The following is a 25,331-nucleotide window of genomic DNA, read 5'->3' as shown; positions in this document are numbered from 1 at the left end:
CCGGTCATTGCCTCCGGCGCCCGGTCCGCTTCGCCGCTCGTCCGGCCCTAAGCGATGATCTTGGACACCACCCCGGCGCCGATGGCCCTGCCGCCCTTGCGGATGGTGAACCGCAGACCGTGTTCCATCGCGACGGGCTTGGTCAGGGTGACCTCCACCTGGGCGGTGTGTCCCGGCGAGACCGACTCGACGCCGTCGCCCTTGACACCACGCAGACGCACACCGACGGTTTCGCCCGCCTTGCCCTCGGCGAACTCCTTGCGGAGCTGCTCAACCCCGGTACAGCGGGGTGGCCGGCATCCGCCTCGGTGTCAGGGTGTGCGGGTGTGCAGTGCGGGGGCGGGGCAGGGCAGGGCAGCGGGCGGGCCCCGGTGGGGGTGAGGCCGTCGAGGACGAGGGCCAGGTAGCGGCGCCAGCCGTCTTCGCGGGGTTCCATCGTCCACAGCACCGAGACCAGCATGACGACGATGCGGTGGAGGTCGTCGGGTACGAGGTCGGCGCGGATCGCGCCTGTGTGCTGACCGCGTGCCAGGAGGGCGTCGAGGGCGGCGAAGAACTCCTGCCCGGTCGCCGGGGTGAGGACGCCGGCGGAGCGGGCGGCGGCGAGGACGTTGTAGTCGCCGGCCACCGATTCCAGTGCCGCTTCCAGGACGTGGGCCAGTCCGGAGGCGGGGTCGGGGTGGTGGGCGGCGGTCTGGATGGCGGGGCGGACGTTCTCGGCGAAGCGCTGGTCGAGTACGGCCCGCAGGAGTGCGGCTTTGTCGGGGAAGCGGCGGAAGAGTGTGGCGGCTCCGACGCCGGCCCGGCGGGCCACGTCGTCGAGGTGGGCGTCGGGGCCTTGTTCGGTGAAGACCTCCCGGGCGGCCCGGATGATCTTTTCCGCGTTGCGGGCGGCGTCGGCGCGCAGCAGTCGGGGGGAGTCGAGGGCCATTGCGGCAGCCTATCCAAGGGGCGGCGCAACGGCGTCGGACGGCCGGGGCGCGTGGTGGCGTGCCCCGGCCGGTAGGGAAGAGCCGTTGTCGGCCGAAGGCGTTGCGGAGAGGTGGCCGGCGATCTCGCCCGGCTGCGGATGGACGGGGCCTGGCGGCGGATGCGGCGGGCGCGGGCGAGGACCGAGGCGGTGAAGGCTGGCTCCTCCTTTCCGTGGTGTGAGCCTCCCGGCTCCGGAACGCTGCTGAGGAGAGGACGCCGAGGCCCGCGAGTGCGCGCTGCCGACGGCACCGCGCGGCGACAGCGGTCGAGTGGCCCCGTGTGGTGCGTCCCTCACGTGGCCCGCTCCTCGGTGGGCGGCGATGGCGGCAGGTTCGTGTGGGGTGGCGGTCATGGCGAGGTGGGCGGTGGTGCCAGGGCAGGTACCACGTCGGTGAAGTCGTGGATGAGCCGGGAATGGCGGGTGGCGGGCCAGGCCAGGCAGACCTGCCCCGGGCCGAGGCCCTCGACTGGCCGGGCGACGACGTCGGGGCGTGTGTAGAAGGTCGCAGTGGACAGCGGGATCACGCAGATGCCCGCGCCGACGGCGACCAGTTCGAGCTTTTCCTCGACGCTGTGGATGGGTGGAACGTCGGAGCGTTCGCCGGTGCGCAGTTCCTGCGCGATGTCGCGCCACTCCGGTACGGCGTCCGGGTCCTGGAGGAGGTGCTCGCCCGCAAGGTCGGCGACGGTGAGGGCCGGCCCGCCGGCCAGCGGATGGTCGGTCGGCAGCACCACGACGCGCGGTTCGCTGAACAGCGGCAGTACGCGCAGCCCCTTCTGATCGATCGGCAGACGCACGATGCTGACGTCGGCCCGTCCGTCGCGCAGGACCTCGACCTGGTCCTCCCAGCCGGTGCGCAGTAGCCGGACGTCGAGTCCGGGATGGCGGGCGGTGAGCGCCCGCACGGCGGGGGTGACGGTGATACCGGGCATAAAGCCGACGGTGAAGACCCGTGTGGCGGTGGCGGCGGCGGTGACCCGGCGGACCATGGCCTCGGCCGCCGCGAGGAGCGGGCCCACCTCGTCGAGGAGCTGGGCTCCGGCGGGCGTGAGGACGGTGCCCCTGCGGTCGCGGCGCAAGAGCGTGACGCCCAGGTCGTTCTCCAACGCGCGCACTTGGCGGGAGAGGGCCGGCTGGGCGATGTGCAGTCGCTCGGCGGCGCGGCCGAAGTGCAGTTCCTCGGCGACCGCCGCGAAGTACCGCAGTTTCCGCAGGTCGATGTCCATACCGTTGCCGTGTCCCGTCCTGATCGGTGTCCGTACGCCTCGTGATACCCCATTGGATCCAGCGGGGTGCCGCTCCCGACGGCAGCTCCCCCGGTCGGCGAGGGGACCGGCCACCGGGGGCGTGGATCAGCCCTGGGCGAGGACGGTCAGCGGGTCGGTGTGCTTCGGGGTCCAGCCGAGCTGGTCGCGGGCGCGCGCCGGGGTGAGTCGCTGGTCCAGGGCGAAGGCGTCGGCGAAGGCGCCCATGGCCGCGCGTGCCTCCTCCAGAGTGATGGAGACGGTCTTGCCGCCGAGACCCGCTCCTCGGCTGATGGCTTCGGCGCACTCCCGGGCCGTGGGATCGACTCCTCCGACGCCGGCGTAGACGGCGCCGGGCCGGGCGCGCAGCGTGGCCGCGTACAGTTCCGCGAGGTCGTCGACGTGGACCAGAGCCCAGTGTTGCGAGCCGTCTCCGATGTAGGCGATGGCGCCCGCCACCATGCCCGGACGGGTGAAGAAGGCATCGATGAGCCGGTTGTCGCCGCCGTACAGCAGACCGGGCCGGACCACGACGGGACGACCTCCGCGCGCGGCGCGGGCGAGGACGGCATCCTCGACGGGGCGGCGCCAGGCGACGAGGGCCGGTGGATCCCACGGGGCGTCCTCGTCGACGACGCCGTTGGTGTCGCCGTAGACCCAGGTACCGCTGGTGTGCACGTAGGGGCCGGCGCCGATGCCGTCCTGCATCGCGGTGGCGGCGGCGAGGTCCTCCGCGCCGGTGGCCGCCTGGGCGAGGTGAATGACGGCTTCGGCCTGCGCCGCCGCCTCATTGAGCACGCCCAGGTCGGCCAGGCTGCCCGTGACCGGATCCGCCCCGTGCGTCCGTACGGTCCGGGCAGCGTGCTCGTTGCGGGCCAGGGCGCGCACGGTGTGGCCGTGCCGTGTCAGCGCGTCGATGGTCGCCTTGCCGATGTAGCCGGAACCGCCGGTGACGAAGACCCTCATGACGTTGTTCCTCTCGTTTCGGGATCGCTTTCAGCCTGCGGCGGCGCCGGCACCGGTGTCCAAGACCTGTTCCGGCGCCTGTGATGCCGTCCGGGCATCACGGTCGAGGAGGCGGTCAAGCCGCCCTGCGAGCGCCCCCGCCATGAGCGGCGGAGGGGCGGGACAAGCGCGACCGCGATCGGCAGTCCTGCGAACGGCGGGGCGGGAGGCGGCCTGCCGCGGTGACGACGCCGGCCGGGTGGATGGGTGGTGGTGACTGCGCCACGAGCGGTCGTCCCGCGAAGGCATCACAGCGCACGGAACTGGTCTTGGACGTGGCCCGCGTGCCACCCGCAGGGTGGAGGCGGGGGGAGACGACCGGGCGGGACCTGTGTCCTGATCGCCGGAGGTACAGCGCCGGCAGTCGACCTCCTCGAACGGAAAGGCTGAGCGAGAGCATGCGACACGACATCGAGTTCGACGCCGAGGGCGTCACGCTGCGCGGTTGGTTCTACGAGCCGGAGCAGGGCACCGCTCCGGCCCCGTGCGTGGTCATGGCGCACGGCTGGTCCGCCACCCGCAGGATGTACCTGGACCGTTTCGCCGAGGTGTTCGCCGCCGCCGGTCTGGCCGTCGTGGTGTGGGACAACCGCGGCTTCGGCGACTCGGACGCAGCTCCGGGGAAGCCCCGCTACGAGATCGACCCCTGGGAGCAGATCCGCGACTACCAGCACGCCGTCACGTATGCCCAGAACCGCCCCGAGGTCGACCCGGACCGCATCGGCGTGTGGGGCAGCAGCTTCTCCGGCGGACACGCGTTCGTCGTCGCCGCGATCGACCAGCGGGTCAAGGCGGTCAGCGGGCAGGCTCCCTTCATCAGCGGACGCGCCACCTTCGCCAACGTCGCCCGAGAGAACAACCGGGTCGTCAACCCCTCGATCTTCTCCGACGACCGGAGGGCCCGAGCGGCCGGCCACTCTCCCGCCATGATCCCCGTGATCGGCGAGGACCCCGCACAGGTGACCGGCATCCCCACCCCGGACGCCCACGCCTGGTTCACCGACGCCCACGAACGGCTCGCCCCCGAATGGCACAGCGAAGTCACCCTGCGCAGCCTGGAGTTGCTCCGGGGCTACGAGCCCGGCTCCTACCTGCCGCTGATCACACCGACGCCGCTGCTCGTGATCGTCGGCCAGGACGACAGCCTGACCGGCGGCAATCTGGCCGCCGCCGCCTTCCAGACGGCCGCCGAGCCGAAGAAGATCGTGTTCGTACCCGGCGGTCACTTCGCGGCCTACACCGGTCACGGATTCGACATCGCCGCCACCGCCGCCCGCGACTGGTTCGCCGAGCACCTATGAACCGGCCCGCCGCACCCCCTCCGTGGCTCAGGTGTCCAATGGTCGTGGTCGCTCGCCGAACCCCGGATAGAGCGCGTCCGGCTGTTCGTCCACGAGGACGACTCCCGCGCCGAGGCCATGTACGTGAGGGCGGGCTTCAGGCACTCGGGCGTGGCGCTGCCCGTGCCCGGTGACGACACGCGCCGGGGGATCGGGCTGACAGAGCCCAGAAGTTGGACCGGAACCGCTTGACGTGCGCCGACCGGGGGCAGGCACGGAGGCACGGCATCGCGCGTTGAGTCACGGATGAAACCGCCACCGGCCTTCGGAGATGACGTCTACTTTGTCGTCGCTGACGCGAACAGCCGTGTCGTCGTCGATGAAGTAGATCGGGAAGTCCGCCCGCTCGACGATGCGGTCAGCCCAGGCGTCATCCCGTTCCGGGAAGTCCGGCGAGTACAGGTGTGGCTTCAGGTACCAGTCGAAGAGACCGAAGGGCGGCTCCACCGTCGTAGCGCCGAGCACGTGCAGGTCCGCAGCATCCCCGATGACGTCGGCGGAATGTTCGGTGAGATTCCGGCTGAAGATCATCGATCCGGCACTCACCCCCACATAGACCCGGCTCTCCAGCACTTCCAGGAAGCCCTCGGCCAGACCGTTGCCGGTGATGCTGCGCGCGAGATGGTAGTGACTGCCGCCCTCGACGTAAACGACATCGGCGTGCAACAGCCGGTCAAGCACCATCTGCCGAGGCAGGCCGTTCAGCTCCAGGACGTCGAACTCCCGCCAGCCGAGACCGTGCAGTCGGCTCATATCCGCGACGAACCACCCGTGGTCACCGGGCTCGGCGACGGATGCCGTGGGCACGTACACGATGTTCGCCGACCCGAACGGCTTTCCCAGCAGGTCCCGCAGCGCATCCCGCAGCGTCGCGTTACGCAGGCCGCTCGCCGTCAACAGAAGCTTCACCGGGCGAGCCAATCACGGCTGCCAGGCGCGCGCAATCCACTGGGCGTTCGTCACCGCCGCCATCCCTGCTGAACCGAGCGGCTGGCTCGGCCACCCCTGCTGCGCAACGCCCCCCGGCCCGGACCGACTCCCGGCGCACCCGTCCCGCGGCGGCCGGCCCGCCCCCATCCGCATACCTCACACAACATCGGATACAGCCGCCACAGCGAGCCCGCCAGGCGATTCGGGACAGGTCACCCTGACGAGCCGAAGTCGATAACTACCCGGCCTTGCGGGATGTCCGGATGTCCGGTTCGCTGGGACCCCGCGGAGGAGGCCTCCGGCCCGTCCGTGCGCTGCTGCCGGCCGTGCAGCCGCAGGTGGGAGGCGGCGATCAGGACCCAGACCACCAGAACCGCCGTCCCGATCGAGTTCAGCAGGAATGGGAAGATGGTCCGCGGCCACAGCGGGCTGAGCAGCACCGACACGAAGCCGAACGCGGCCGAGGCGAGCACGGCGCGGCCGGTCCCGGCCGGGGCGCCGGCCGCGTCGGCCGAGCCGTCGCCGCCGCGTCCACAGTTGTAACGCCGGGCAACGACTCCAGCCCGCCTCCAGGTCCGGCCGGGCGGCCCGCTGCGCCTTCACCCAGCGCCCGGGCTGCCCGCCCTCGTACACCGTGTCCTCGGGCAGGGTGGTCCAGTTGACCAGGCCGTCGGAGTCCAGCCACCACAACGGTCGACCGTCAGTGGGGGACACAGCCCGGCGTCCGTGACGGCGGTCCAGAGCGCGCGCTCGACGACCAGCCGGCGCAGCATGCGCAGTTCGCGGGGGGCGTTCCAGCCGAGCACGCCGACCACCACTCCTCGGTGGCCGTAGGCGGCGGTGAAGTGGCCGTTGGACGGGTCGCCGGAGAGGATGCGCAGGTCCGCGTCGGGCGGGAAGATGCCGTACGCCTGGATCCTGGTGTCGTACTGGTCGGTCCAGAAGTAGGGCACGGGGGCGAACGGGGTGGCGTCGCCGAGCAGGTTGCCGGCCGCGGCGACGGCCTGTTCGGTGGCGTTCATCCGGTGCTCCAGCCGGATGCGGGTGCCGAAGTGGGGGTTGTGCCAGGAGGCGACGTCGCCGGCGGCGTAGATGCCGGGTGCGGCCCGGCACCACGCGTCGCACACCACCCCGTTCCCCAGGCGCAGGCCCGAGCCGGTCAGCCAGCCGGTCGCGGGGGTCGCGCCGACGGCCAGGACGACGAGGTCGGTCGGCAGCGTGGTGCCGTCGCCGAGCTCGACCCCGGTCACCCGGCCGTCTGCGCTGCGCAGCCGGCGCACCGGGACCCCGCAGCGCAGACGGGTCCCGTGGGCGCGGTGCAGGTCGGCGACGAGGGCGCCGATGCGCTCGCCGAACGGGCGGCGCACCGGGACGGGCTCCGGCTCGACCACGGTCACCTCCAGGCCCATGGCCCGGGCTGCCGCCGCGACTTCGGTGCCGAGGAAGCCGGCGCCCACCACGACCACCCGGGGCGCGGCGAGCAGCGCGGCTCGCAGGGCGAGCGCATCGTCGAGCGTGCGCAGGACGTGCACCCCGGCCAGATCGGTGCCGGGCAGGCGCCGGGGGGTCACCCCGGTGGCGATGACCAGACCGTCGAAGCGGATGTTCTCGCCGCAGCCCAGCCGTACCCGGTGCCCCGCGGCGTCGAGGGCGGTGGCGGGCTGTCCGAGGTGCAGGTCGGCCTCCAAGCGCGCGAGCTCGTGCGGGGAGCGCAGGACGGCTCGCTCGGCGGGCCAATCACCCGTCAGGATCCGCTTGGACAGCGGTGGCCGGTCGTAGGGCGGGTGGGGCTCGTCGCCGATCAGGGTGAGGTGGCCGTCCCAGCCCCGGCGGCGGAGGGTTTCGGCCGCGGTCAGGCCCGCGGCCGAGGCCCCGACGATGACGATCCGCTTCACTGTTCGCCCTCCTGTTCCTCCTGTTCCGCTTTCTCCTGTTCCGCCACCCAGATCGCCTGGGCCGGGCAGAGGACGGCGGCCTGCCGGATGTCGCCCATCAGGTGGTCGGGCGGGGTCTCGGTGAGCAGGACGACGATGCCGTCCTCCTCACGCTGGTCGAACACCTCGGGCGCGGTCAGTACGCACTGGCCGGAGGCGACGCACTTGTGCTGGTCGACGATGACTTTCATCGGAATCCTCCTTGTCCGCACGGCACTTGTCCGCACGGCACTCGTCCGCACGGTACTCGTCCGCGCTCACCAGGTGACGGGCAGCGCGTAGACGCCATAGACGTTCCCGTCGTGCTTGAACGGGATCCGGTCCGGATCGACCGCGAGCCGCAAGGCGGGGACGCGGCGGTAGAGGGTGCCGTAGACGACCTGAAGCTCGACCCGGGCCAGCGGCTGGCCCAGGCACTGGTGGACGCCGAAGCCGAAGGCCACGTGGTGGCGGGGGTTGCGGGCGACGTCGAGCCGGTCGGGGTCGGGGAAGGCGGCGGGGTCGCGGTTGCCGATGTCGTTGGCGAGGACGACGCCTTCGCCGGCGTGGATGGTGACCCCGCCGATCTCGATGTCGGCCAGGGCCACGCGGCGCCGTCCGCTGTGCACGATGGTCAGGTAGCGCAGGAGTTCCTCGACCGTCGAGGCGATCAGCTTCGGATCGTCGCTCTCGCGCAGCCGGGCCAGCTGGTCGGGGTGTTGCAGCAGGGCCAGGGTGCCCAGCGCGATCATGTTCGCGGTGGTCTCGTGCCCGGCGATCAGCAGCAGTATCCCCATGTTGGCCGCCTCGTGCCGGGAGAGTTCGCCGCCCCTGACCCGCTCGGCGAGGGCGGAGAGCAGGTCGTCGGTCGGGTGAGCGAGCTTGTCGCCGATCAGCCGGTCCAGGTAGTCGGTCAGCTGCTGGGTGGCAGCCCGTGCCTGCTCCGGGGTCGTGGTGCGCTTGACGAGGAGCCTGCTGTTGGCCTGGAAGAAATCGTGGTCGGCGTACGGGACGCCGAGCAGCGCGCAGATCACCAGTGAGGGCACCGGCAGCGCGAACGCCTGGACCAGGTCCACCGGCTTGGGCCCGGCGAGCATGGCGTCGATCAGGTCGTCGACGATCTTCTGAACGGTCGGCCGCAGTGCCTCCACCTGCTTGATGGCGAAGGTCGCGGTGACCATCCGGCGCAGCCGGGCGTGTTCCGGATCGTCCATGGTGATGAAGGTCCGTGACTGCCTGCGGCGCTCCTTCGTGGCCGGGCTCTGGTGGGGGTAGTGCGGGTGGGTGCTCTCCGAGCTGATCCGCGGATCGGCCAGCAGGGTCCGCACGTCCTCGTAGCGGGTGACCAGCCACGGGGTGCTGCCGTCCCACAGCCGCACCCGGCTGATCGGGGCCTGCTCCTGCAGGGTGTGCAGGGTCGGCGGTGGGTCGAACGGGCAGCCGGCTGCCCGGGTCATGGGGTAGTCCGGTACCTCCGCCGGCGGGACGTCGGTGCCGGATGCCGAGATGGTGCTCATGGTTCTCCGCCCTTTCGGAAGTCCGATAGGAGGGCAGGTGGCGGGATCGGGGCCCGGCGCGCGCGGGGCGCGAGACGGGGCAGCGGAGCAGGTCCTGCCGCCTGCGGGAGGAGATGTCGAAGAGGGTGCCCCGGGGGTTCAGGAAGCCGTTCCGCCACGGGTGGTGCGGGGCGACGGGACTTCCCGGAGCAGCTGGCGGACGATGGGCAAGGCCGCGTGCATGGCCTCGCTCAGCGCTTGCACGTCCTGATCGGGCAGCGCGGTCAGCAGGCCGGCCACCCGGGTTCGCTGCGCGCGGTGGCGCTCGGCCAGCAGCTCGTGCCCGGCATCCGTGATGGCGACGAGGCAGACACGCCCGTCCTCGGGATCCGCCATCCGCGACGCCAGGCCCTGGCGTTCCAGTCGTTGTACCAGCGCGGTCATCGACGGTTGGGCGATGCCCTCCGCCGCTGCCAGCGCGGTCAGCCGGATCGGACCCTCCCGCTCCAGCCGGCCGAGCGCCGCGACGGTGGTCAGGCTCATGCCCTGCCGGTCCGACAGGAGATGCCTGACCAGCCCGGTGGCCAGCTCGTTCAGTGCCGCCGCCACCTCCTGGAGACCCTCTTCGGGTGTCCCATCCATACCTCATCTATATCACTCATCTATATTGACTGTCTATATATCTGAGTGATATAGATGGGAAGTGGATCGTTAGGGGTTCTGGTCACAGCCAAGGCGCCACCGCGGCGCCGGAAGAAGGTGATGACCGTGATCCGCACCTACGCCCCGGACATCTCCCCATGGCCGGTTATGGCCCGGCGCTCGCCGCCATCGGGCCACGCCTGGGCCCTGGCGCACCGCCCGGAAGCCGCCGGAGACGCCCGCAAGATCACCCAAGAGGTCCTCGCAGGGTGGCGGGTCGCCGACGATGCGGCCGACTCGGTGCTGCTGACCGTCTCGGAACTCGTCACCAACGCCGTCGAGCACGCCGAACCTCCACTGCACCTCCGACTGAGCCGCGCCCAGGGCGCCCGGCGGGTGCACATCGAAGTCTGCGACGGAGGCCCTGCGGCCGCGCAGGGCGGTTGGGCGGCCAGCTGTACCCGCGGTGAGCACGGCCGCGGGCTGCAGATCATCGACCGGCTCACCGTCGCGCACGGCGACCGCGCGGAGCTCGGACACGCCGTCCACTGGGCCGACGTCGCCACCGCGGCCTGACCGACCGACGTTGGGAGCGGTCCAGGGAGCGGTGGTGGACCTCGGGCGGGAAGTCCAGTGGCGCGCACTCTGCGGTGGGCGCTCTGCGACAACTGCGGCACCGGGTGGGGAGGTAGGCGACAACACGAGCTACCCCGGCAAGCCCCTACCTCCCCGAACGAACTCAGCTCGGCTCGGCTCGGCTCAGCTCAGCTCGGCTTGGCCTGGGCCTCCTTGGCGGACGCCTCCAGCCTGTTCCAGTACTCCTGGTACCAGGCCTCGTCGCCGCCGTCCATGTTGCTGTTGGTCTCCCGCATGCCGGCCTTGCCGTCGATCAGCTCGCGGACGATGTCGGCGTGGCCGGCGTGACGGTTCGTCTCGGCCGTCATGTGCAGCATGATCCGCTGAAGCGTCACGTCGCCGTCGTCGCCCCACCACGCGACGTGGCCCATCGCATCGAGCGGCAGCGCCTCGATCGTCGCGTCCGCGTGCGCCCAGGCGCGGTGGTAGAGGCCGAGGACGTCCTCGCGTGACTCGTCGGCGGGTGCCCACATGTCCGAGTTGGGCTCGGAGCCCTCCTCGTGCCAGGGGAGGGATTCGTTGTGCGGGCGGCCGAACGTCGGGCCGAAGTACCCGAGTTCGACGCTGGCGAGGTGCTTGACGAGGCCGAGGAGGTTGGTGCCGGTCGGCGTCAGGGGGCGCCGGACGTCGTACTCGGACAATCCGTCCAGCTTCCAGATGATGGCTTCGCGGGCCGCCTTGAGGTAGCGGTGCAGGTCGTCTTTGGGGTCGTTGGGCTTCATGGGGCCGAGTCTCGCATCACCTGCCGACAATCCCGATTCGCAGGAAGAGCTCGTTGAGTTCCCGATCCCACAGATCCGTCGGCAGATCATCGTTCACACCGATGCTCTCTCCCCGCCGCTGTCACTACATGCGGCGCGGCCACCCGTGGGTGGGACATCCACGTCAAAGCCGACCCACCCACGCCACAGCCCCGCTACGATCACCGCCCCCAGGGCGCTGACCAGGCCACATGGAGAACTCTCACTGGAGTACTGACGGCTCGCCGGTCAGGGCACCGGGACGCGGTACGGCTCCGGGGCCGGCTCGGCCCGGTGGTGGTGGCGGGCCGGGCGGAGCGGCCACCAGAGGGCGCGGCCGAGCAGGGCGGCGACGGCGGGCACCAGGACCAGGGACAGGACGACGGCGGAGAGCAGGATGCCGAGCGTCAGCGCGAAGGCGACCTGTTCGCTGCCCGGGGTGGCGGCGAGGGTCGCGAAGGAACCGGCCAGGACCAGGCCGGCCGTGGCGATGGCGGGCGTGGTGTGCCGTACGGCGCGGGCGACGGCGGCGCGGGGCGGGCCGGGGCGCTGCATCTCCTCGCGGATCCGGTCGGTGATGAGGATGTTGTAGTCGGTGCCCAGCGCCACGACGAACAGGAACAGCACCAGCGGGAGGGTGAAGCTGACGCCCGGTTCGCCCAGCCCGTGCTGGAACAGCAGGGTCGCGGCGCCGAGGGTGGCGGCGAAGCCGAGCCCGACAGAGAGCATCAGGACCAGCGGGGCGAGCAGGCTGCGCAGGAGCAGCAGCAGGATCAGGGCGATCAGGGCGGCCGCGACCGGGAAGACAATCGCCAGGTCGTGGTCGACGGCGGTGGAGATGTCGGCGAAGATCGCCGCCGTGCCGCCCACGTGGGCGCTGGTCCCGGCGGGTGTGTGGGCGGCGACCGCGGCGCGGACCGGGCCGGAGGCCAGGTCGCGGGCGCGCCGGCTCTGCGGGTCTGCGGTCAGGTAGAGGTCGATCCGGGCGGCGCGCCGGTCCCCGTTGAGGACGGTGCCGCCCGTCATGCCGACGCCCTCGACCTGGGTGAGGGCGTGGGAGAGGCCGTCGAGCCGGCCGGGGGTGAGGGTGGTGCCGTCCGTGGTGACGACGTAGACGCTCGTCGGGTCGGAGACGCCGGCCGGCAGGGTGCGGGAGATCTCGGCGGCGGTGGCGGCGGCCGGGGTCCGGTCGCCGGCACCGCCGAGGCCGTAGTCCATCCGGATCCCGGTCATCCCGGCGGCCAGCGCGCCGAGCAGGGCGAGGGCGGCGAGCAGCATGGGCAGCGGCCGCCGGGCGACGAGCGTGCCGAAGCGGGCGGCGAAGCCCTCGCCCGGCTGGCGACGCAGGCTGCGGGAGGGCCAGAACATGCCGCGGCCGCAGGCGGCGAGCAGGGCGGGCATCATGGTGAGACTGCCCAGCAGCATGACCAGGACGGCGACGGCGATGGCCGGGCCGAGCGAGCGGAACTGACCGAAGCTGGCCACGCCGAGGGTGGCGAAGGCGGCGACGATGGTCAGCGCGGCCGAGGTGATCGCGGTGCCCACCCGGGCGGTCACCTGGGCGGCGGCTTCGCGGGCGGGCTGCTCGGGCCGGGCCCGCAGGTGCTCGCGGAAACGGAAGAGCAGGAAGAGCAGGTAGTCGACGCCGATGCCGAGCAGGACCACGGAGACCAGCCCGGGGGTGCCGGCGTCGAGCTTGAGGCCGGTCAGCGTCGCGGCGACGGCCACGGCTCCGCCGGCCACGCTGCCGATCATGGCGACGGCGAGCAGCGGCAGCAGGGCCGCCGCCACGCTGCGGAACACCAGCACGTTGAGCAGGACGATCAGCCCCATGACGAGCGCGCTGCCGACCGTCGCGGCGGTGCGGTGGGAGTCGGCGGTGTCCACGGCGTCGGCCAGTCCCCCGGTGAACCCGGTGCGCATCCCGGCGTCGGCGAACTGGGCCCGGGTGGCGTCCCGGAACGCCCGGTAGACGCCTTGGACGCCCTCGTCCGCGGCGTTGCCGGTCAGTTCGACGGAGAGCAGTTCGAAGCCGCGGTCGGGTGCCACCATGGCCGGGGTTACCCGGGGGGTCTGGGACCGGTCGGGGACGAGGAAGGCCGGCTCGTCGTCCTTCCTGGGCATGACGACCCGGCGCTGGGCGAGCTTCGCCGCCTCGGCCTCGACCCGCTGCTGGTCGGCGGCGGTGAGCGCCCGGCCGTCGGTCCTGGCGACCAGCACCGTGACCGTGGTGGCGTCGGGCTTCATCCCGAAGTTCTCCTCGGCGATCCGCAGCGCGGCGGCCGAGTCGTAGCTCTTGGGCAGGAAGTCCCCGGTCTGGGACTGGGTGACGCGGGCGAGCAGCATCGGGCTCAGCAGGGCCAGGGAGATTGCCAGCACCACCCAGAGGGTGATCACCTTCCGCGGGTTCCTGGTGGAGTATCCGGTCAGTGCGCGGATCACGGTTTCCTCCGGCGGTGGACGCGAGCGTCCGCAAGGTCGGTCTCGGCTCCGGGGGTTCCCGGCCGGGTTCCAGACCATCACCCGGGGTGGGCCGCGGACGTCCCTGCGACGGACGATCCGCACCGGGGCCCCTGCTCCTCGGCCGGGCCCGGACCCGGGACCGTGGTCCTGGTCCGGGCCCCCGTGATCGGCCGTGGGGACCATGCCGGGGCGGGGTGGGCCAATGCCAGAATGGTTCATCGGGCCTGTTCAGAGCCTGTGCAGGGTCTGAAACAGGGTCTGATCGGGGCCTGATCGGGCTCGTCAGGGCTTGTCAGGGCTCATCGGTGAGGCGCGGCGCGGGCCGGGCACGGAGGGGGAACGGACATGGGCGGTCATCAGCGCCCCGCGATGGACGCGGCACTCGGGGCGGACCCGCCGCACCCGGCACACCGGGCGAGCGGGAGCCCAGGCCCCGGCGGGGTGGCGGACGCGCCGCCGGAGACCGACGGCGCGCCGTGGACCCACACCGACGCGCTGGTGGCCGCCGGCGCCTGCACGCTCGACCTGCTCAACTACCTGCTCTTCAGCGAGATGGACGGGGTACGCCGGGTGACCCCGCCGGGCCTGCTCCTCGTCGCGCTGTCGGCCCTGCCGCTGCTCGTCCGGCGCCGCCACCCGGTGCCGGCGCTCGCCGTGGTCCTGGCCGTCGAGTCCGCGATCGACCTGTCCACACCGGCGAGCACCCACTTCGGCGCCGTCCTGATGGTCAGCCTGTACTCGGTCGCCCGGGCCCGCCCCGCCCCGGTGGCGGCGGCCGCCGCGGCGGTGACGACGGTGCTGACCACGCTGAGCCAGAGCCACCTGCGCGTCCCCTCCTGGCAGGCGCTCGCCGGCACCTCCTGCTCCACCCTGCTCGTGGCCGGCGTCGGCCTCGCCGTGGCACGCTGGCAGCGGGAGGTCGCGGCCAACCGCAAACTGCTGGCCGACCGCGCGGTGGCCGACGAACGCCGCCGCATCGCACGGGAGTTGCACGACATCGTGGCGCACCACATCACCACCATGCAGCTGATGGCCGGCGGCGCCCGGGCCAACCTCACCCACCCGGAGGTGGTCCGGGACGCCCTGGTCACCCTGGAGTCCTCCGGGCGACTGGCCCTGCGGGAGATGCGCCAGCTCCTGGACGTCCTGCGGGCCGGCGACGAACCGGACACCGCCCCGCCCTCGCCCCAGCCCGGGGCCGAGGACCTCGGCCGACTGGTGGACGAGTCCCGGGTGGCCGGCCTGCCGACCGACTTCGGCGTCCACGGGCCCCGCCGCCCGCTGCCGCCCACCGTCGGCCTGACCGTGTTCCGGATCGTCCAGGAGGGCCTCACCAACGCCCGCAAGCACGCCGGGCCCGCCCGCGCGACCGTCACCCTGACGTACGGTCCGGACCGGGTCACCGTCGAGGTGCGCGACGACGGGGGCACGGCGGGCACGGGCGGCGCCGCACCGCAGGAGGCGGCGCCGGCCGGCGGCCGGAGCGGGTACGGCCTGATCGGCATGCGCGAGCGCGTCGCCCTGCACGGCGGCACCCTGCGGACCGGACCACGTCCGGAGGGCGGCTTCGCCGTCCTGGCCGACCTGCCACTGGCCCCGGAGGAGACGGCCGACGCGGCCGTCCAGCACGGAACGGCGACGGCCCGGTGAGGTCGAACGACGGCGGCCCGGTGGGCGCGGTGGCACCGGGCCGCCGGGTCCTCATCGCCGACGACCAGCCGCTGGTGCGGCGCGGCCTGCCCCTGATCCTCTCCCCGACCCGTCCTTCGAGGTGGTGGGCGAGGCCGAGAACGGGGAGCAGGCTGTCACCGCCGCCCGCCTGCTGCGCCCCGACGTCGTGGTGATGGACATCCGGATGCCCGTGCTCGACGGGGTCGGCGCGACCCGGGAGCTGGCCCGCGCCCTCCCTTTCTGCCGAGTCCTCGCCCTCAGTACCTTCGACATGGACGAGTACGTGGTGGCCGCGCTGCGCGCCGGCGCCAACGGGTTCCTGCCCAAGGACTCCCGCCGGAGGAACTGGGCGCGGCGATCCGCACCGTCCACGCCGGCGAGGCTAGGACGCTTCCGCCGACTGCTGGAACAGTCCGGTGTCGGCTATGTCCTGGCAGTGCCCAAGTCCCAGTTCAGCGTGGGCTGTCCACGTATCGACCGGCTGTTCTCCCAGGCCCCGGCCGAGGCCTGGCAGCGGATCTCGTGCGGGGACGGTGCCAAGGGACCGTGTATCTACGACTGGGCGGCCATCCGGCTGCCCGCGGTGGCGGAGTTCGGCTACCAGGGCGAGGTCCAGGCTCGCCAGCGGTGGCACTGGCCCGCCGCAGTCTGAGCAGGCCCGACGAGATCGCCTACTACCTCGCCTACTCGCAACTCGAAACGAATGTTGAGCAGTTGGTGCGAATTGCCGGGACGCGCTGGGCGATCGAGGAGTGCTTCCAGGCTGCGAAGAACGAATGCGGCCTGGATCAGTACGAGGTCCGTCGCTACACCGGCTGGATGCGGCACATCACCCTGGCCATGCTCGCCCACGCCTTCCTGGCCGCGATGGCGGCGGCATCAAAGGGGGCTGCAGAAACGGTTCCCGCGCCTTGGTGGACCTCACCACCGAGCACGCCGCCCGGCTGCTCGACTCCCTCGGCCCCGACCCCACGGCCGGGCCGGTCGGTGGCCACCTGAGCGGCGAGTCGGCCGAGGCTAGCGCCGCCGGTCGGTCGTGGCGGGCGGAGTGAAGCCCAGTGCGGCCAGGATCGGCAGGTTCGAGGTCAGCTGGTGCGCCGGCAGCTCCGCGTAGATCTCGTGCGCGGAGTCCCAGGCCTGACGTGAGCGCTGCTCGCACCCCAGCGCCCGGTGGGCGGCGGCCAGTCCCGCCAAGGCGTGGGCCCGCTGGGCGGGATAGCCCGTCAGACGGCTGCTCACGGCGAGGGACCGTTCGTAGTGCCCGACCGCCTCCTCCGGCCGCCCGAGGGCGTGCTGCGCCGCCGCCAGGGTGTTGAGCAGAGAGCAGTCCATCGGCCCGTTCCGCTGGGCCCTGGGCCGGGCGAGCACCCGGCTCGCGTGGTCCGATGCTTCCTGGTAGCGGCCCAGGAGCAGGTAGGTCGGGGCCAGGCTGGCACGGCAGAGGTCGGCCGTCCAGTCATCGGTCTCCGGGCCGTCGGCCGTCAGCAGGTCGAGGGCCCGCTCGTAGTACTCCCCGGCGTCGGCGTAGCGGCCCGTGAAGTAGTGGTAAGCGCCGAGGTAGGCCAGCGCCCGGCCCTCGGTGCACCGGTCGCCGGCGTCGTGGGCGAGGACCCTGGCCCGCTGGAACGTCCGCCGGGACAGGGTGAGTTCGCCCAGGGCGCCCCAGACGTGGCCCAGATCGTTGAGGCCGTGCGCCTGGGCGCTCAGGTCGCTCAGGCGGCGGGCGGCAGCCACGGCCGTCCGGCCCAGGGCCACCCCTTCGGTCTGCGGCGAGGTGCGGTGGAGGTAGCTCCACAGCAGCGCGGGCAGTTTCCAGGCCGTTTCGTCGTGCCCCCGCTCGTAGGCGTGGTGGGCGGTGGCGAGCAGGTTCGCCCGCTGGTCGTCGCACCAGCGGGTGGCCTGTTCGGGGCCGGTGAGGTCGGCCACCCGCAGGCCCTCGGGCGGCGGGCCGAGCGGGACCTGCCGCCGCCCGGGGGTCAGCACCCGGGCAGCGGCGTGCGCGTGGTGCAGGCACCACGCGTGCCAGCGCTCGAGCAGCTCCCGCTGTTCCTCCGGGCTCTCCTCGCGGGTGCCCAGCTCGGCCGCGAAGAGCTTCAGCAGGTCGTGGAAGCGGTAGCGGCCCAGTGACGGCTCGGCGAGCAGATGGGCGGTGGTCAGGCGGCCGAGGAGCCGTTCGCACTCGTCGACGGCGGCCGCGGACAGGGTGGCGGCTACGGGGGCGCTGATGTCCACCCCCGGGAACAGGCCGAGCCGGCGGAACAGACGCCGGGCGGCGGGGTCGAGCGCCCGGTAGGACAGGCCGAAGGCCGACCGCAGGGAGGAGCGGTCGTCACCTCCGGCCTCCAGGGCGCCCAGGCGGTCGGTGGAGGAGGCCAGCTCGTCGGCGAAGGCGGCGAGATCACGCTGAGGCCGGTCGCGCAGCTGGGCCGCGGCGATGCCGAGTGCCAGCGGGAGGTGCCCGCAGGCGTCGAGCAGCCGGGCACCGGCCTGCCGCTGCGCCTCGGCGGCGCCGACGCCCAGGACACGGGCGAGCAGCGACTGTCCCTCGGCGGGGGTGAAGCCGTCGAGTCCGACCCGGTGGGCGCCCTCGCGGGCGACGAGCCCGGTGAGACGGTCCCGGCTGGTGATCACGACGGCGCAGCCGCTGCCGCCCGGTAGCAGTGGCCTGACGTGCTCCGGGCCGGCGGCGTCGTCGAGGACGACGAGCATCCGCCGCTCCGCCAGCAGTGACCGGTAGAGCGCGGACGCCTCGTCCAGCTGGGCCGGTATCGACTCGGCCGGCACGCCCAGCGCGCGCAGGAACGCCGCCAGCACCCCGTGCGGGGAGCGGGGGCCGGCGGCGGACCAGCCCCGCAGGTCCGCGAAGAGCCGTCCGTCGGGGAACCGCTCCCGCGTGAGGTGGGCCCAGTGCAGCGCCAGCACGGACTTCCCGACTCCGGCGGCACCCGTGATCACGGCGCACGGTGTCGCCGTTGGGCGGGCGCCGGGCTCTCCGGTGGTCAGCACCCGGTCCAGTACGAGCAGTTCGGGGGCGCGGCCGACGAACACGGAGAGGCCGGAAGGGAGCTGCTCGGGTCGCGGGTCCGCTGGGGGCACTGTAGGGGCGACACCGGTGCTCGGGGCGGTCCGGTCCGGACGGGCGGTCGGTGCCGGACAGGGGAGGAGGAGGGCCCGTTGGAGGGCCTGGGCCTCAGGTGTCGGGTCCAGCCCCAGGTCCTCGGAGAGCCGGGAGGCATGGCGCCGGTAGGCCTCGAGCCCGTCGCTGTGTCGGCCGGAGCGGTGCAGGGCGGTCAGCAGCTGCCGCACCAGGCGGTCACGGAGCGGGAAATCGGCGACCAGGCCGGTCAGTTCCGCGGCGACCTCGCGATGCCGCCCCGCCTCCAGCTCCAGTTCGTAGAGCCGCTCCAGCACGGCCATCCGCTGCTCCTCCAGGCCGGCCGCGAGGGCGGCGAAGGCCAGGCCGGGCAACCCGTCCAGCGCGGGGCCGCGCCACAGCTCCAGGGCTTCGCGCAGCCGGGGGACGGCCTGGGCCGCGTCCAGGTCCTCTGCCGCCGCGGCCCGGGAGGCGAACAGGCGGTGGTCCACCTGGGCGTCGTCCGCCACCAGCCGGTATCCCGCGCCGTCGGTCACGATGGGGGAGGCCGGACCCGTGCCGAGCGCGCGGCGCAGCAGGCCGACCATGTTGCGGATCTGGCGGTCCGCCGTGGCCGGAGGGTCCTGGTCCCAGACCTCGTCGACCAGCCGGGGGAGCGGGACGGTCCGGTTCGAGTGCGCCACGAGCATCGCCAGCAGACTCCGCTGACGGCGTCCGCCCAACCGTACGGGAGCGGCCCCGGCTCGCACCTCCAGGGACCCCAGGATCCTGAACTCCATTTCCCCCCATCGGCGATATTGAGACAACTCACCCGGGAGGCAGCGGTATTGACGAAGCGTCACTCCGTGCGCCCCGGGCGTGTCGCCTGAACTGTCACGTGCCGGCACACGGCAGCGCGCGTCACGATAGAGCAGTGATCAGATCATGCCAGAATCGTGCAGCCGATTGAGAGTGTTGCCGTGCACCGGCCGAAAGGCGCCGGTCTTCGACCCAGGAGTTGATCAACCATGGCACACTCCCTCAAGCGCATCGGATCCGTCCTCGCGGCGACGGCGATCGCACTGTCCTTGTCCGGCGCGGCCACGGCCGTCGCTCAACCCACGACGGCCGGAGACTCGACCCGGCACTGCGTGGTGAACGCGCAGGGCGGCCAGGCACAGTGCTTCGGCACCTACCGGGAGGCCATCAGCTACGCCACCGGCGGGCGGGTCGCCGACGCTCCGCCGACCGCCGCCGAGGCCGCCCGCGACAGCACGTTCGCCAAGGAACTGAACAGCCCGGCCGGCCTCTCCGACCTGGTGGTCCTGGGGACGATCTACCAGGACTTCTTCTTCGGGGGCCAATCGGTGACCTTCACCGGCCCGCACGCGTGCTACAACGGGAACGCCGCCGACTACTCCTTCGACATCCCCGCCCCGCTCCAGGACCACGTCTACTCGGTGCGCCCGTACGCCAACTGCTGGTTCAACCTGTTCACCGGATTCCAGGCCACCGGCTACGAGAGCCCCAGCTACAAGGGTGAGACCGTCTCGGTGGACGAGGCCTGGCGCACCCACGCCAAGTCGTTGACGCTCGGCTGAGCCACGCTCCCGGCACCCCCACTCCGCCCCACTCGGAGGGTCCCCTCCCCGGCAACCTCGGCAACCTCGGCAACCTCGGCAACCTCGGTAGCCGCGGGGGCACAGCCGGGGCAGGGGCGCATGACCGGCCAGCGGCATCTGTCACGCTTCGTCACTGGCGATGACGGACAGAGCCGTTGGTGCAGATCCCGGTCATGAGGGGCTGGTGGATCGACGGGCCCTGGTAGGGGCGTGTTCGCGACCGGTCACCAGGTGATCAGGACGTAGCTGTCGCCCCCGCGGGATCCGGAGGCGTTCCGGGCGTTGGCGCCGGCGGCGCCGGACTTGTCGTCGGGGCCAGGCGGGTTCTCGCCGCCGGTGCCGCCGCCCGGTGCCGCCGGTCGAGGCGCGGCCGTGTTCGAGCTTCAGGGTGAAGGCGCGTCAGACGAGTTCTGCAGGACGTTGGTGGCTCCGGCCCTTGTGGCGAGGGAGGCGGGAAGCCGGGGCAGTGTCGCTGTCGAGGTGGGGCCGCCAGCGGGTTGAGTCCGGCGAAGGAGAGCGCCGGAACATCCGGGCAGGCCGGAACGGGCCTGGCCGGTTCCGGCCTGCCCAAGGTCCTTTCGAGGCTCCTGACCGGTGGTGAGACTGGTGACCGCCGTCAGGGAGCACCTGCCCGGGGCGCACACCGGACCAGGTGTCACCGACCGCTGCTCCTGCAGGACAGCCGTCACGGCCCGGTGTGTGCCGAGCACCACGCACGGCCGATCCCACCCCTCTCTCCCCGCTGGAGCACCGTCATGCCCTCGAAGACGTCCAAGCTGCTGCGCGTCACGCTCGCCGCAGCGGACATAGGCTGACCCAACTACCAACCGGAGGAGCGTCACACCGTGGGACCGACCGTCGACAGGCCAGCGCCGCAGGTTACCGTCGCAGACATCCGTACCCTTTTGGACTCTTCCGCTGAGTTCCCCGTTCTGTACATCAACTACGGTCCTGGCAGCGGGGGCACCGAAGCGGAGTTGGACGTGTGGGCCGCAGGCCTGGTCTACCAGGCGGACATCGTCCTCACCCGCGCGACCGCTGTGGACCTGCTCGGCGAGGAACCCAACAGCGAGACCATCGCGGCGTTCCTGCCGAAGGTTCAGCAGGCTGTGGACCAGATGATCTCGGTCCGAGGCATGTGAAGCCGACCTGCTGCTTGAGGACCGTCTCATCCGGCCGTAGACCCGGCACCATGCCGCCTCCCCGGTCTGCGGCGATCAGCTCCCCGCCGCCCCCGTCCGCTCCCGGTGCTCTTCCGTAACGGCCCGGGCGGGCGAACCAGACGCGCGTGGTGCAGAGCCGACCAGGTTTCCCCGAAGCAGCGCTATTCGCCTTGGAGTAGTACGCCACTGCTCCGGCTGTAGGTCTTGAGCGTGAGGCTCCAAGGGCCTCGATGACTAAAAATCATGATAAAGCACATCAAGTGTCCAGGTTTAGTTCCTCTCCCACGGGACATCAACCTTGCACCCCGCGAACAGGGTTGCACCGTTTTCCGTCGTCGGATTCCTCAATCAAAGATCACTTTTCGAGGTTGAAATGCCTGAACACTTCAGTCGGCTGACTCTCTACTGCCCCATCGAAAGAGCTGAGAACCCGGCCAGATTGGCAATCAATGAAAGCACGATGGCCTGGGCTGCCAAGCAGGGAATCCCTTCCGACCGGGAACGTCGGGAACGGTTTTCGACGATGCGGCCAGGAGTGCTCGCGGCGGGCGTTGTGCCGCACGGCAAGGAGGAAGGGCTCGCCGCTTTCGCTGATTACCACACCTGGCTCTTCGCCTTTGACGACGATTACTGCGACGAGGCCGAGAACGCGGACATGGATGTCACCGAGTGGGCGGCTTTCCTGGCGCGGCTCCACAGGGTGGCCGAAACCGGGGACATCGGGCTCCTGCCGGACAACGCCTATGCCTGGGCGCTCCGTGATGTAGCGTCACGCATCTCTGCATGCGCGACACCCACGCAGTTCTGCGACTGGGCTGACGCCGTCCGGTCCTACTTCGCCGCTCTGGTCTGGGAGCGGTCGCGGCGGCGAAACGGTGAGAAGCCCCAGAGGCTGGACGACTACTTGTTACTGCGCCTGCGCAACGGTGCGATGCAGAGCAGTATCGCGCTGTTGGACGTGGCCAACGGATACGTTTTGCCGCAGGAGTTGCGTGATACGCCCGAGGTCCGGGCTCTGGTGGAGATGTGCGCGGTCCTCGTCTCCCTCGACAACGATATCTTCTCTCATCACAAGGAGTCCCAGCGCGGCTCTTTGGAGGTGAACCTCCTGGATGTGCTGGCATCGGAGCGGCAGACAACGACCGCGGAGTCGCTCCATGAGGCCGTCGTGTTGCGCAACACGGTGATGCGCCGCTTCGTCGAACTGAGCGAGCGTACGGTGACGCCGGAGGTCGGTGCCGAACTCCGGCGGTTCGTCGAGAGTCTTGGCCGATGGGTGCGCGCCAACCTGGATTTCAGCCTTGTCACCACGCGCTATGCCGGTCCGGTACGGGAGCGTCTCGTTCTCAGCCCGCACGCACCGGATCCGCGGCCGACGGAGGAGGCATCAGCCCTTGATTCCGCCGTGATCGGCTGGTGGTGGCGCACTCCGGACGCCGCACCGGCGGGTGAACGTCGGCGGCCGTCCCGGCGGGCAGACCCGCCCACTTGGTGAACGCGCTCCGGACGGCTGCCCCGCCTGTCCCGGCCGTCCGGACCGGGGTCTGCGGACCCGGCCAGGTCAACCCGTCCGACGGTGAACCCCGCGCCCGGGACTGACGAAGACGAGGCGCAATCCACCACAGCACAGGAGGCCATGCCTACCGTGACAACCACCTACACGATGGCGACCGCTCCGGGAGCCCTGCCCGTGCTGGGCCACGCGCTCGCGCTCGCCCGCAGACCACTGGACTTCGTGAGGCAACTGCCCGCACACGGCGATCTCGTACGGATCAAACTGGGACCGCAGACCATGCACATGGTCTGCCATCCCGACCTGCTCCACCAGGTCCTCGCCGAGGACCGCGTCTACGACAAGGGCGGGCCCATTTTCGACAAGTTCCGAGAGCTGGCGGGCAACGGCCTGCTGGGCTGCCCGGCCCACGACCACCGCCGACAACGCAGGCTCGTCCAGCCGGCCTTCCAGCGCGGACGGCTGCCCGGGTACGCGACGATGACGAGCCAGGAGATCACGGCACTTACCAGCGCCTGGCACAACGGCCAGGTCCTCGACGTCACCAAGGCGATGTACCAGCTCACCACGGCCGTCACGGCGCGGTGCATGTTCGCCGCCGACATGGACGCCTCCGATTCCGCCGCCCTCTACGGCAGCGTCGAGGCCATCACCCGCGGCATCGCCCGACGGGCCATGATGCCCGTGCCGATGGCCGACAAGCTCCCCACCCGCGGCAACCGCCGCTTCGACCAGGCCCGGGTCCACGTCCGGCGGCTCACCGACACTCTGATCGCCAACCACCGCGCCGACGGCGTCGACCGGGGCGACCTACTGTCCACCCTGCTGGCCCCCCAGGAGGAGGGCGGGCTGGGCCTGACCGACGACGAGATCCACGAACAGGTTCTCACCTTCCTCCTCGCCGGGATCGACACCACCGCCATCCTGCTCTCCTGGGCCTGGCACCTGATCGGCGCCCACCCCGACATCCAGGACAGGCTCCAGGCCGAGGTCGACACCGTCCTCGACGGCCGCCCCGCGCAGCACGCCGACCTGCCCGCGCTGGAAGTGACCGACAGGATCGTCAGCGAGACGCTCCGCCTGTATCCGTCGGCATGGCTCTTCACCCGGAACACCACCAGCGACACCGTACTGGGCGGACACCGTCTCCCCGCGGGCACCACCATGATGTTCAGCGCCTACCAGGTCCACCGCCGCGCCGACCTCTACCCTGCTCCTGACAGCTTCGACCCCGATCGCTGGCAGGGCGCGGGCAAGCCCCCGCCGGGCACGCTGCTGCCCTTCGGGAGCGGGCCGCGCAAGTGCATCGGCGAGGTCTTCGCCCGCAACGAGGCGACACTCGCCCTCGCCTCCATCGCCGCACGCTGGCAGCTCGACCCGGTTCCCGGCCGGCCCGTCCACCCCGCCCGCCGAATCACGCTCACACCCAACGCCCTCTCCATGCGCCTGCGGCAACGGTGGCCGGGACAGCCACCGAACACCCCGGAGGCTTCGTCGTGACCGAGATGGCCAACGGGCTCACAGCACAGAAGTACGGGGCGGGGCTCCTCGACCACCACATCCCCCAGGAAGAGGCGCGGCTGCGTGCCCTCGAGGCGTACCTCGACCCCACCACACGCTCCGTCATCACTCGTCTCGGCATCCAGCCGGGCTGGCGGTGCCTTGAGCTCGGAGGCGGTGCCGGCTCCGTCGCGCGCTGGCTGGCCGAGCAGTGTGCCCCGGGGGAGGTCGTGGGCACCGACATCAGCACCGCCCTGCTGCCCCGGGACGTGCCCAACCTGTCCGTCCGACGCCACGATGTCGTCCGGGAGGACTTTCCGGCGGCCTCCTTCGACCTCGTCCATGCCCGAGCACTGCTGGAACACCTGCCGGAGCGAGCAGAAGTCCTCGGCAAGATGGCGCGCTGGACCGCACCGGGAGGCTGGGTGTGCGTGGAGACGGTCATGGCGGTCCATCCCCCGGCCGGCACCCGGAACGCCTACCAGCGCTGTCTCAACGCCGTGTTCACCCTGTCCGAGAACGTGATGCGCACCGAGCAGCGATGGGGCACCGCACTGCCGGGACTCCTCTCACAGGCAGGTCTGACCGATATCGGCGTCCACTGCACCCCGGGCCTGGTGGGCAGGAACGGCAACGCCGACGCCTTCCTGCGGCTCTCCCTGGAGCAAATCGGTCCAGCCCTGATCCGCGAACGTCTCACCACACCCGAAGAACTGACGGACTGTACGAAGCTTTTGGAAGGCGGAGAGTACACCGACCTCGCCCTCCTGACCCTGTCCACCTGGGGCCGACGCACCCGCCACTGACTCCCCATGAGCTGATTCCATCCTGAAATCCACAGGTCACGGGCGCCGGCGTGGTGCGGGGGCAGGGTGCTCGGGCAGGTCACGGGCTTGATCGTGCTCTGGTGATCGTCCGCCGGCGGGAGATCGCGGTGTCGATCGCCACGATCAGGGCACGCACGAGCCGCATGCGTCTTCTCCGGTGCTCAGCCGGAGCAGCCGGTAAGGCGATCCCGCGTTCGGGGTGGGAGACCCCGAACGCGTGGACGTCTGTGATCAGCGGCAGATCGTCACGGGTTGCGGAGCGACAGTGGCCACAAGCGCTCCTTCGTGGGGGCGACGCTGTCGCTGCCGCCGCCGAAAGGGTATCCAGTGGGCGGCTGGATGCGGTTGAACCGCCGGTGATTGGTCATGGTGTAAGCGCCGGAGGCGGTGAGTACCAGCCGGCCCAAGGGCCGGCATTCGGGGAAGCGCGGCACGGTGTGCCTGCCGTCGCCACGAATAGCGAAGATGTCGTCGCCGAGGGTGTGTTCCGCGAACAACCCGGGGAGATCGGGGCCGAAGTGGCCTGGCCATCGGAGGCGCGGTGGGCAGTACGCACGGCCGGCGCCAAGGCGCGAGGCCC

22 protein-coding genes and 1 pseudogene are annotated in these 25,331 nt (G+C 71.6%); 10 read left to right on the top strand and 13 right to left on the bottom strand.

From position 1 onward, the window contains the following. Positions 1–47 precede the first annotated feature (47 nt). The 4 genes from ACIOGZ_RS38650 to ACIOGZ_RS38635 form a co-directional block, all read right to left on the bottom strand. On the bottom strand, positions 48–158 hold the full coding sequence (locus ACIOGZ_RS38650; RefSeq protein WP_400989365.1) for a hypothetical protein: 111 nt from the start codon (positions 156–158) through the stop codon (positions 48–50). After that, positions 143–931 carry a TetR/AcrR family transcriptional regulator gene (locus ACIOGZ_RS38645; RefSeq protein WP_400989364.1) on the bottom strand — a complete coding sequence of 263 codons (789 nt, stop codon included), beginning with the start codon at positions 929–931 and terminating at the stop codon, positions 143–145. The genes ACIOGZ_RS38650 and ACIOGZ_RS38645 overlap by 16 nt, the downstream gene beginning before the upstream one ends. Before the next feature lie 389 nt (positions 932–1,320). Then, positions 1,321–2,199 (bottom strand): LysR substrate-binding domain-containing protein, encoded by an 879-nt coding sequence (locus ACIOGZ_RS38640; protein WP_363588436.1) that lies wholly within the window; start codon positions 2,197–2,199, stop codon positions 1,321–1,323. Between the two features lie 126 nt (positions 2,200–2,325). Next, positions 2,326–3,183, bottom strand: coding sequence for an NAD-dependent epimerase/dehydratase family protein (locus ACIOGZ_RS38635; RefSeq protein ID WP_363588434.1), 858 nt, complete (start codon positions 3,181–3,183; stop codon positions 2,326–2,328). A gap of 437 nt (positions 3,184–3,620) precedes the next feature. On the opposite strand from ACIOGZ_RS38635, the gene ACIOGZ_RS38630 reads away from it, so the two are divergent. Then, positions 3,621–4,523 (top strand): alpha/beta hydrolase, encoded by a 903-nt coding sequence (locus ACIOGZ_RS38630; RefSeq protein WP_400989362.1) that lies wholly within the window; start codon positions 3,621–3,623, stop codon positions 4,521–4,523. A gap of 279 nt (positions 4,524–4,802) precedes the next feature. On the opposite strand, the gene ACIOGZ_RS38625 is transcribed toward ACIOGZ_RS38630, so the two are convergent. From ACIOGZ_RS38625 to ACIOGZ_RS38600, 6 genes are all read right to left on the bottom strand, one after another. Next, positions 4,803–5,471: a Type 1 glutamine amidotransferase-like domain-containing protein gene (locus ACIOGZ_RS38625; protein ID WP_363588430.1), complete on the bottom strand. Its 669-nt coding sequence runs from the start codon at positions 5,469–5,471 to the stop codon at positions 4,803–4,805. A 233-nt stretch (positions 5,472–5,704) separates the two neighbouring features. Then, positions 5,705–5,965: a hypothetical protein gene (locus ACIOGZ_RS38620; RefSeq protein ID WP_400989360.1), complete on the bottom strand. Its 261-nt coding sequence runs from the start codon at positions 5,963–5,965 to the stop codon at positions 5,705–5,707. A 126-nt stretch (positions 5,966–6,091) separates the two neighbouring features. After that, entirely contained in the window at positions 6,092–7,387 is a 1,296-nt protein-coding gene (locus ACIOGZ_RS38615) for an NAD(P)/FAD-dependent oxidoreductase (RefSeq protein ID WP_400989358.1), read from the bottom strand. Beyond that, positions 7,384–7,617, bottom strand: a complete 234-nt coding sequence (locus tag ACIOGZ_RS38610; protein ID WP_363588424.1) for a ferredoxin — start codon at positions 7,615–7,617, stop codon at positions 7,384–7,386. The genes ACIOGZ_RS38615 and ACIOGZ_RS38610 overlap by 4 nt, the downstream gene beginning before the upstream one ends. 66 nt (positions 7,618–7,683) lie before the next feature. Continuing rightward, positions 7,684–8,922 (bottom strand): cytochrome P450, encoded by a 1,239-nt coding sequence (locus ACIOGZ_RS38605; RefSeq protein ID WP_400811896.1) that lies wholly within the window; start codon positions 8,920–8,922, stop codon positions 7,684–7,686. 138 nt (positions 8,923–9,060) lie between these two features. Then, positions 9,061–9,510, bottom strand: a complete 450-nt coding sequence (locus ACIOGZ_RS38600) for a MarR family winged helix-turn-helix transcriptional regulator (RefSeq protein ID WP_400989356.1) — start codon at positions 9,508–9,510, stop codon at positions 9,061–9,063. Between the two features lie 159 nt (positions 9,511–9,669). On the opposite strand from ACIOGZ_RS38600, the gene ACIOGZ_RS38595 reads away from it, so the two are divergent. Beyond that, entirely contained in the window at positions 9,670–10,119 is a 450-nt protein-coding gene (locus tag ACIOGZ_RS38595; RefSeq protein WP_363588418.1) for an ATP-binding protein, read from the top strand. A 188-nt stretch (positions 10,120–10,307) separates the two neighbouring features. Here the strand turns inward: ACIOGZ_RS38595 and ACIOGZ_RS38590 are convergent, their stop codons facing one another. Together ACIOGZ_RS38590 and ACIOGZ_RS38585 are read right to left on the bottom strand one after the other, a co-directional pair. Beyond that, positions 10,308–10,901 carry a DinB family protein gene (locus ACIOGZ_RS38590; RefSeq protein ID WP_363588416.1) on the bottom strand — a complete coding sequence of 198 codons (594 nt, stop codon included), beginning with the start codon at positions 10,899–10,901 and terminating at the stop codon, positions 10,308–10,310. 267 nt (positions 10,902–11,168) lie between these two features. Beyond that, positions 11,169–13,361 (bottom strand): MMPL family transporter, encoded by a 2,193-nt coding sequence (locus ACIOGZ_RS38585; RefSeq protein ID WP_400989354.1) that lies wholly within the window; start codon positions 13,359–13,361, stop codon positions 11,169–11,171. 366 nt (positions 13,362–13,727) lie between these two features. Between ACIOGZ_RS38585 and ACIOGZ_RS38580 the strand changes: the two genes are divergently transcribed. The 3 genes and pseudogenes from ACIOGZ_RS38580 (at position 13,728) to ACIOGZ_RS38570 (ending at position 16,052) form a co-directional block, all read left to right on the top strand. After that, positions 13,728–15,032 carry a histidine kinase gene (locus ACIOGZ_RS38580; protein ID WP_363633290.1) on the top strand — a complete coding sequence of 435 codons (1,305 nt, stop codon included), beginning with the start codon at positions 13,728–13,730 and terminating at the stop codon, positions 15,030–15,032. Continuing rightward, positions 15,029–15,449 (top strand): annotated as a pseudogene (locus ACIOGZ_RS38575) (response regulator transcription factor); the annotation flags it as partial. The gene ACIOGZ_RS38580 and the pseudogene ACIOGZ_RS38575, both read left to right, overlap by 4 nt. Before the next feature lie 231 nt (positions 15,450–15,680). After that, positions 15,681–16,052: a hypothetical protein gene (locus ACIOGZ_RS38570; protein ID WP_400989382.1), complete on the top strand. Its 372-nt coding sequence runs from the start codon at positions 15,681–15,683 to the stop codon at positions 16,050–16,052. Between the two features lie 18 nt (positions 16,053–16,070). Here the strand turns inward: ACIOGZ_RS38570 and ACIOGZ_RS38565 are convergent, their stop codons facing one another. After that, positions 16,071–18,926: an AfsR/SARP family transcriptional regulator gene (locus ACIOGZ_RS38565; protein ID WP_400989352.1), complete on the bottom strand. Its 2,856-nt coding sequence runs from the start codon at positions 18,924–18,926 to the stop codon at positions 16,071–16,073. A 228-nt stretch (positions 18,927–19,154) separates the two neighbouring features. On the opposite strand from ACIOGZ_RS38565, the gene ACIOGZ_RS38560 reads away from it, so the two are divergent. From ACIOGZ_RS38560 to ACIOGZ_RS38540, 5 genes are all read left to right on the top strand, one after another. After that, on the top strand, positions 19,155–19,727 hold the full coding sequence (locus tag ACIOGZ_RS38560) for a hypothetical protein (RefSeq protein WP_363588408.1): 573 nt from the start codon (positions 19,155–19,157) through the stop codon (positions 19,725–19,727). Positions 19,728–20,593: 866 nt separating this feature from the next. Beyond that, complete coding sequence (locus ACIOGZ_RS38555; RefSeq protein ID WP_363633286.1) at positions 20,594–20,890, top strand: hypothetical protein; 297 nt, start codon at positions 20,594–20,596, stop codon at positions 20,888–20,890. A gap of 319 nt (positions 20,891–21,209) precedes the next feature. Next, positions 21,210–22,406 (top strand): terpene synthase, encoded by a 1,197-nt coding sequence (locus ACIOGZ_RS38550; RefSeq protein WP_400989350.1) that lies wholly within the window; start codon positions 21,210–21,212, stop codon positions 22,404–22,406. A gap of 141 nt (positions 22,407–22,547) precedes the next feature. Next, positions 22,548–23,924, top strand: a complete 1,377-nt coding sequence (locus tag ACIOGZ_RS38545; protein WP_400989349.1) for a cytochrome P450 — start codon at positions 22,548–22,550, stop codon at positions 23,922–23,924. A gap of 5 nt (positions 23,925–23,929) precedes the next feature. Then, entirely contained in the window at positions 23,930–24,730 is an 801-nt protein-coding gene (locus ACIOGZ_RS38540) for a class I SAM-dependent methyltransferase (RefSeq protein ID WP_400989381.1), read from the top strand. Positions 24,731–25,331 lie beyond the last annotated feature (601 nt).

The sequence above is a fragment of the Kitasatospora sp. NPDC088160 genome (assembly GCF_044741445.1).
GTDB lineage: Bacteria > Actinomycetota > Actinomycetes > Streptomycetales > Streptomycetaceae > Kitasatospora.
Note: the sequence above shows the minus strand (reverse complement) of the source record. Positions and strands in the feature narration are given on the sequence as shown.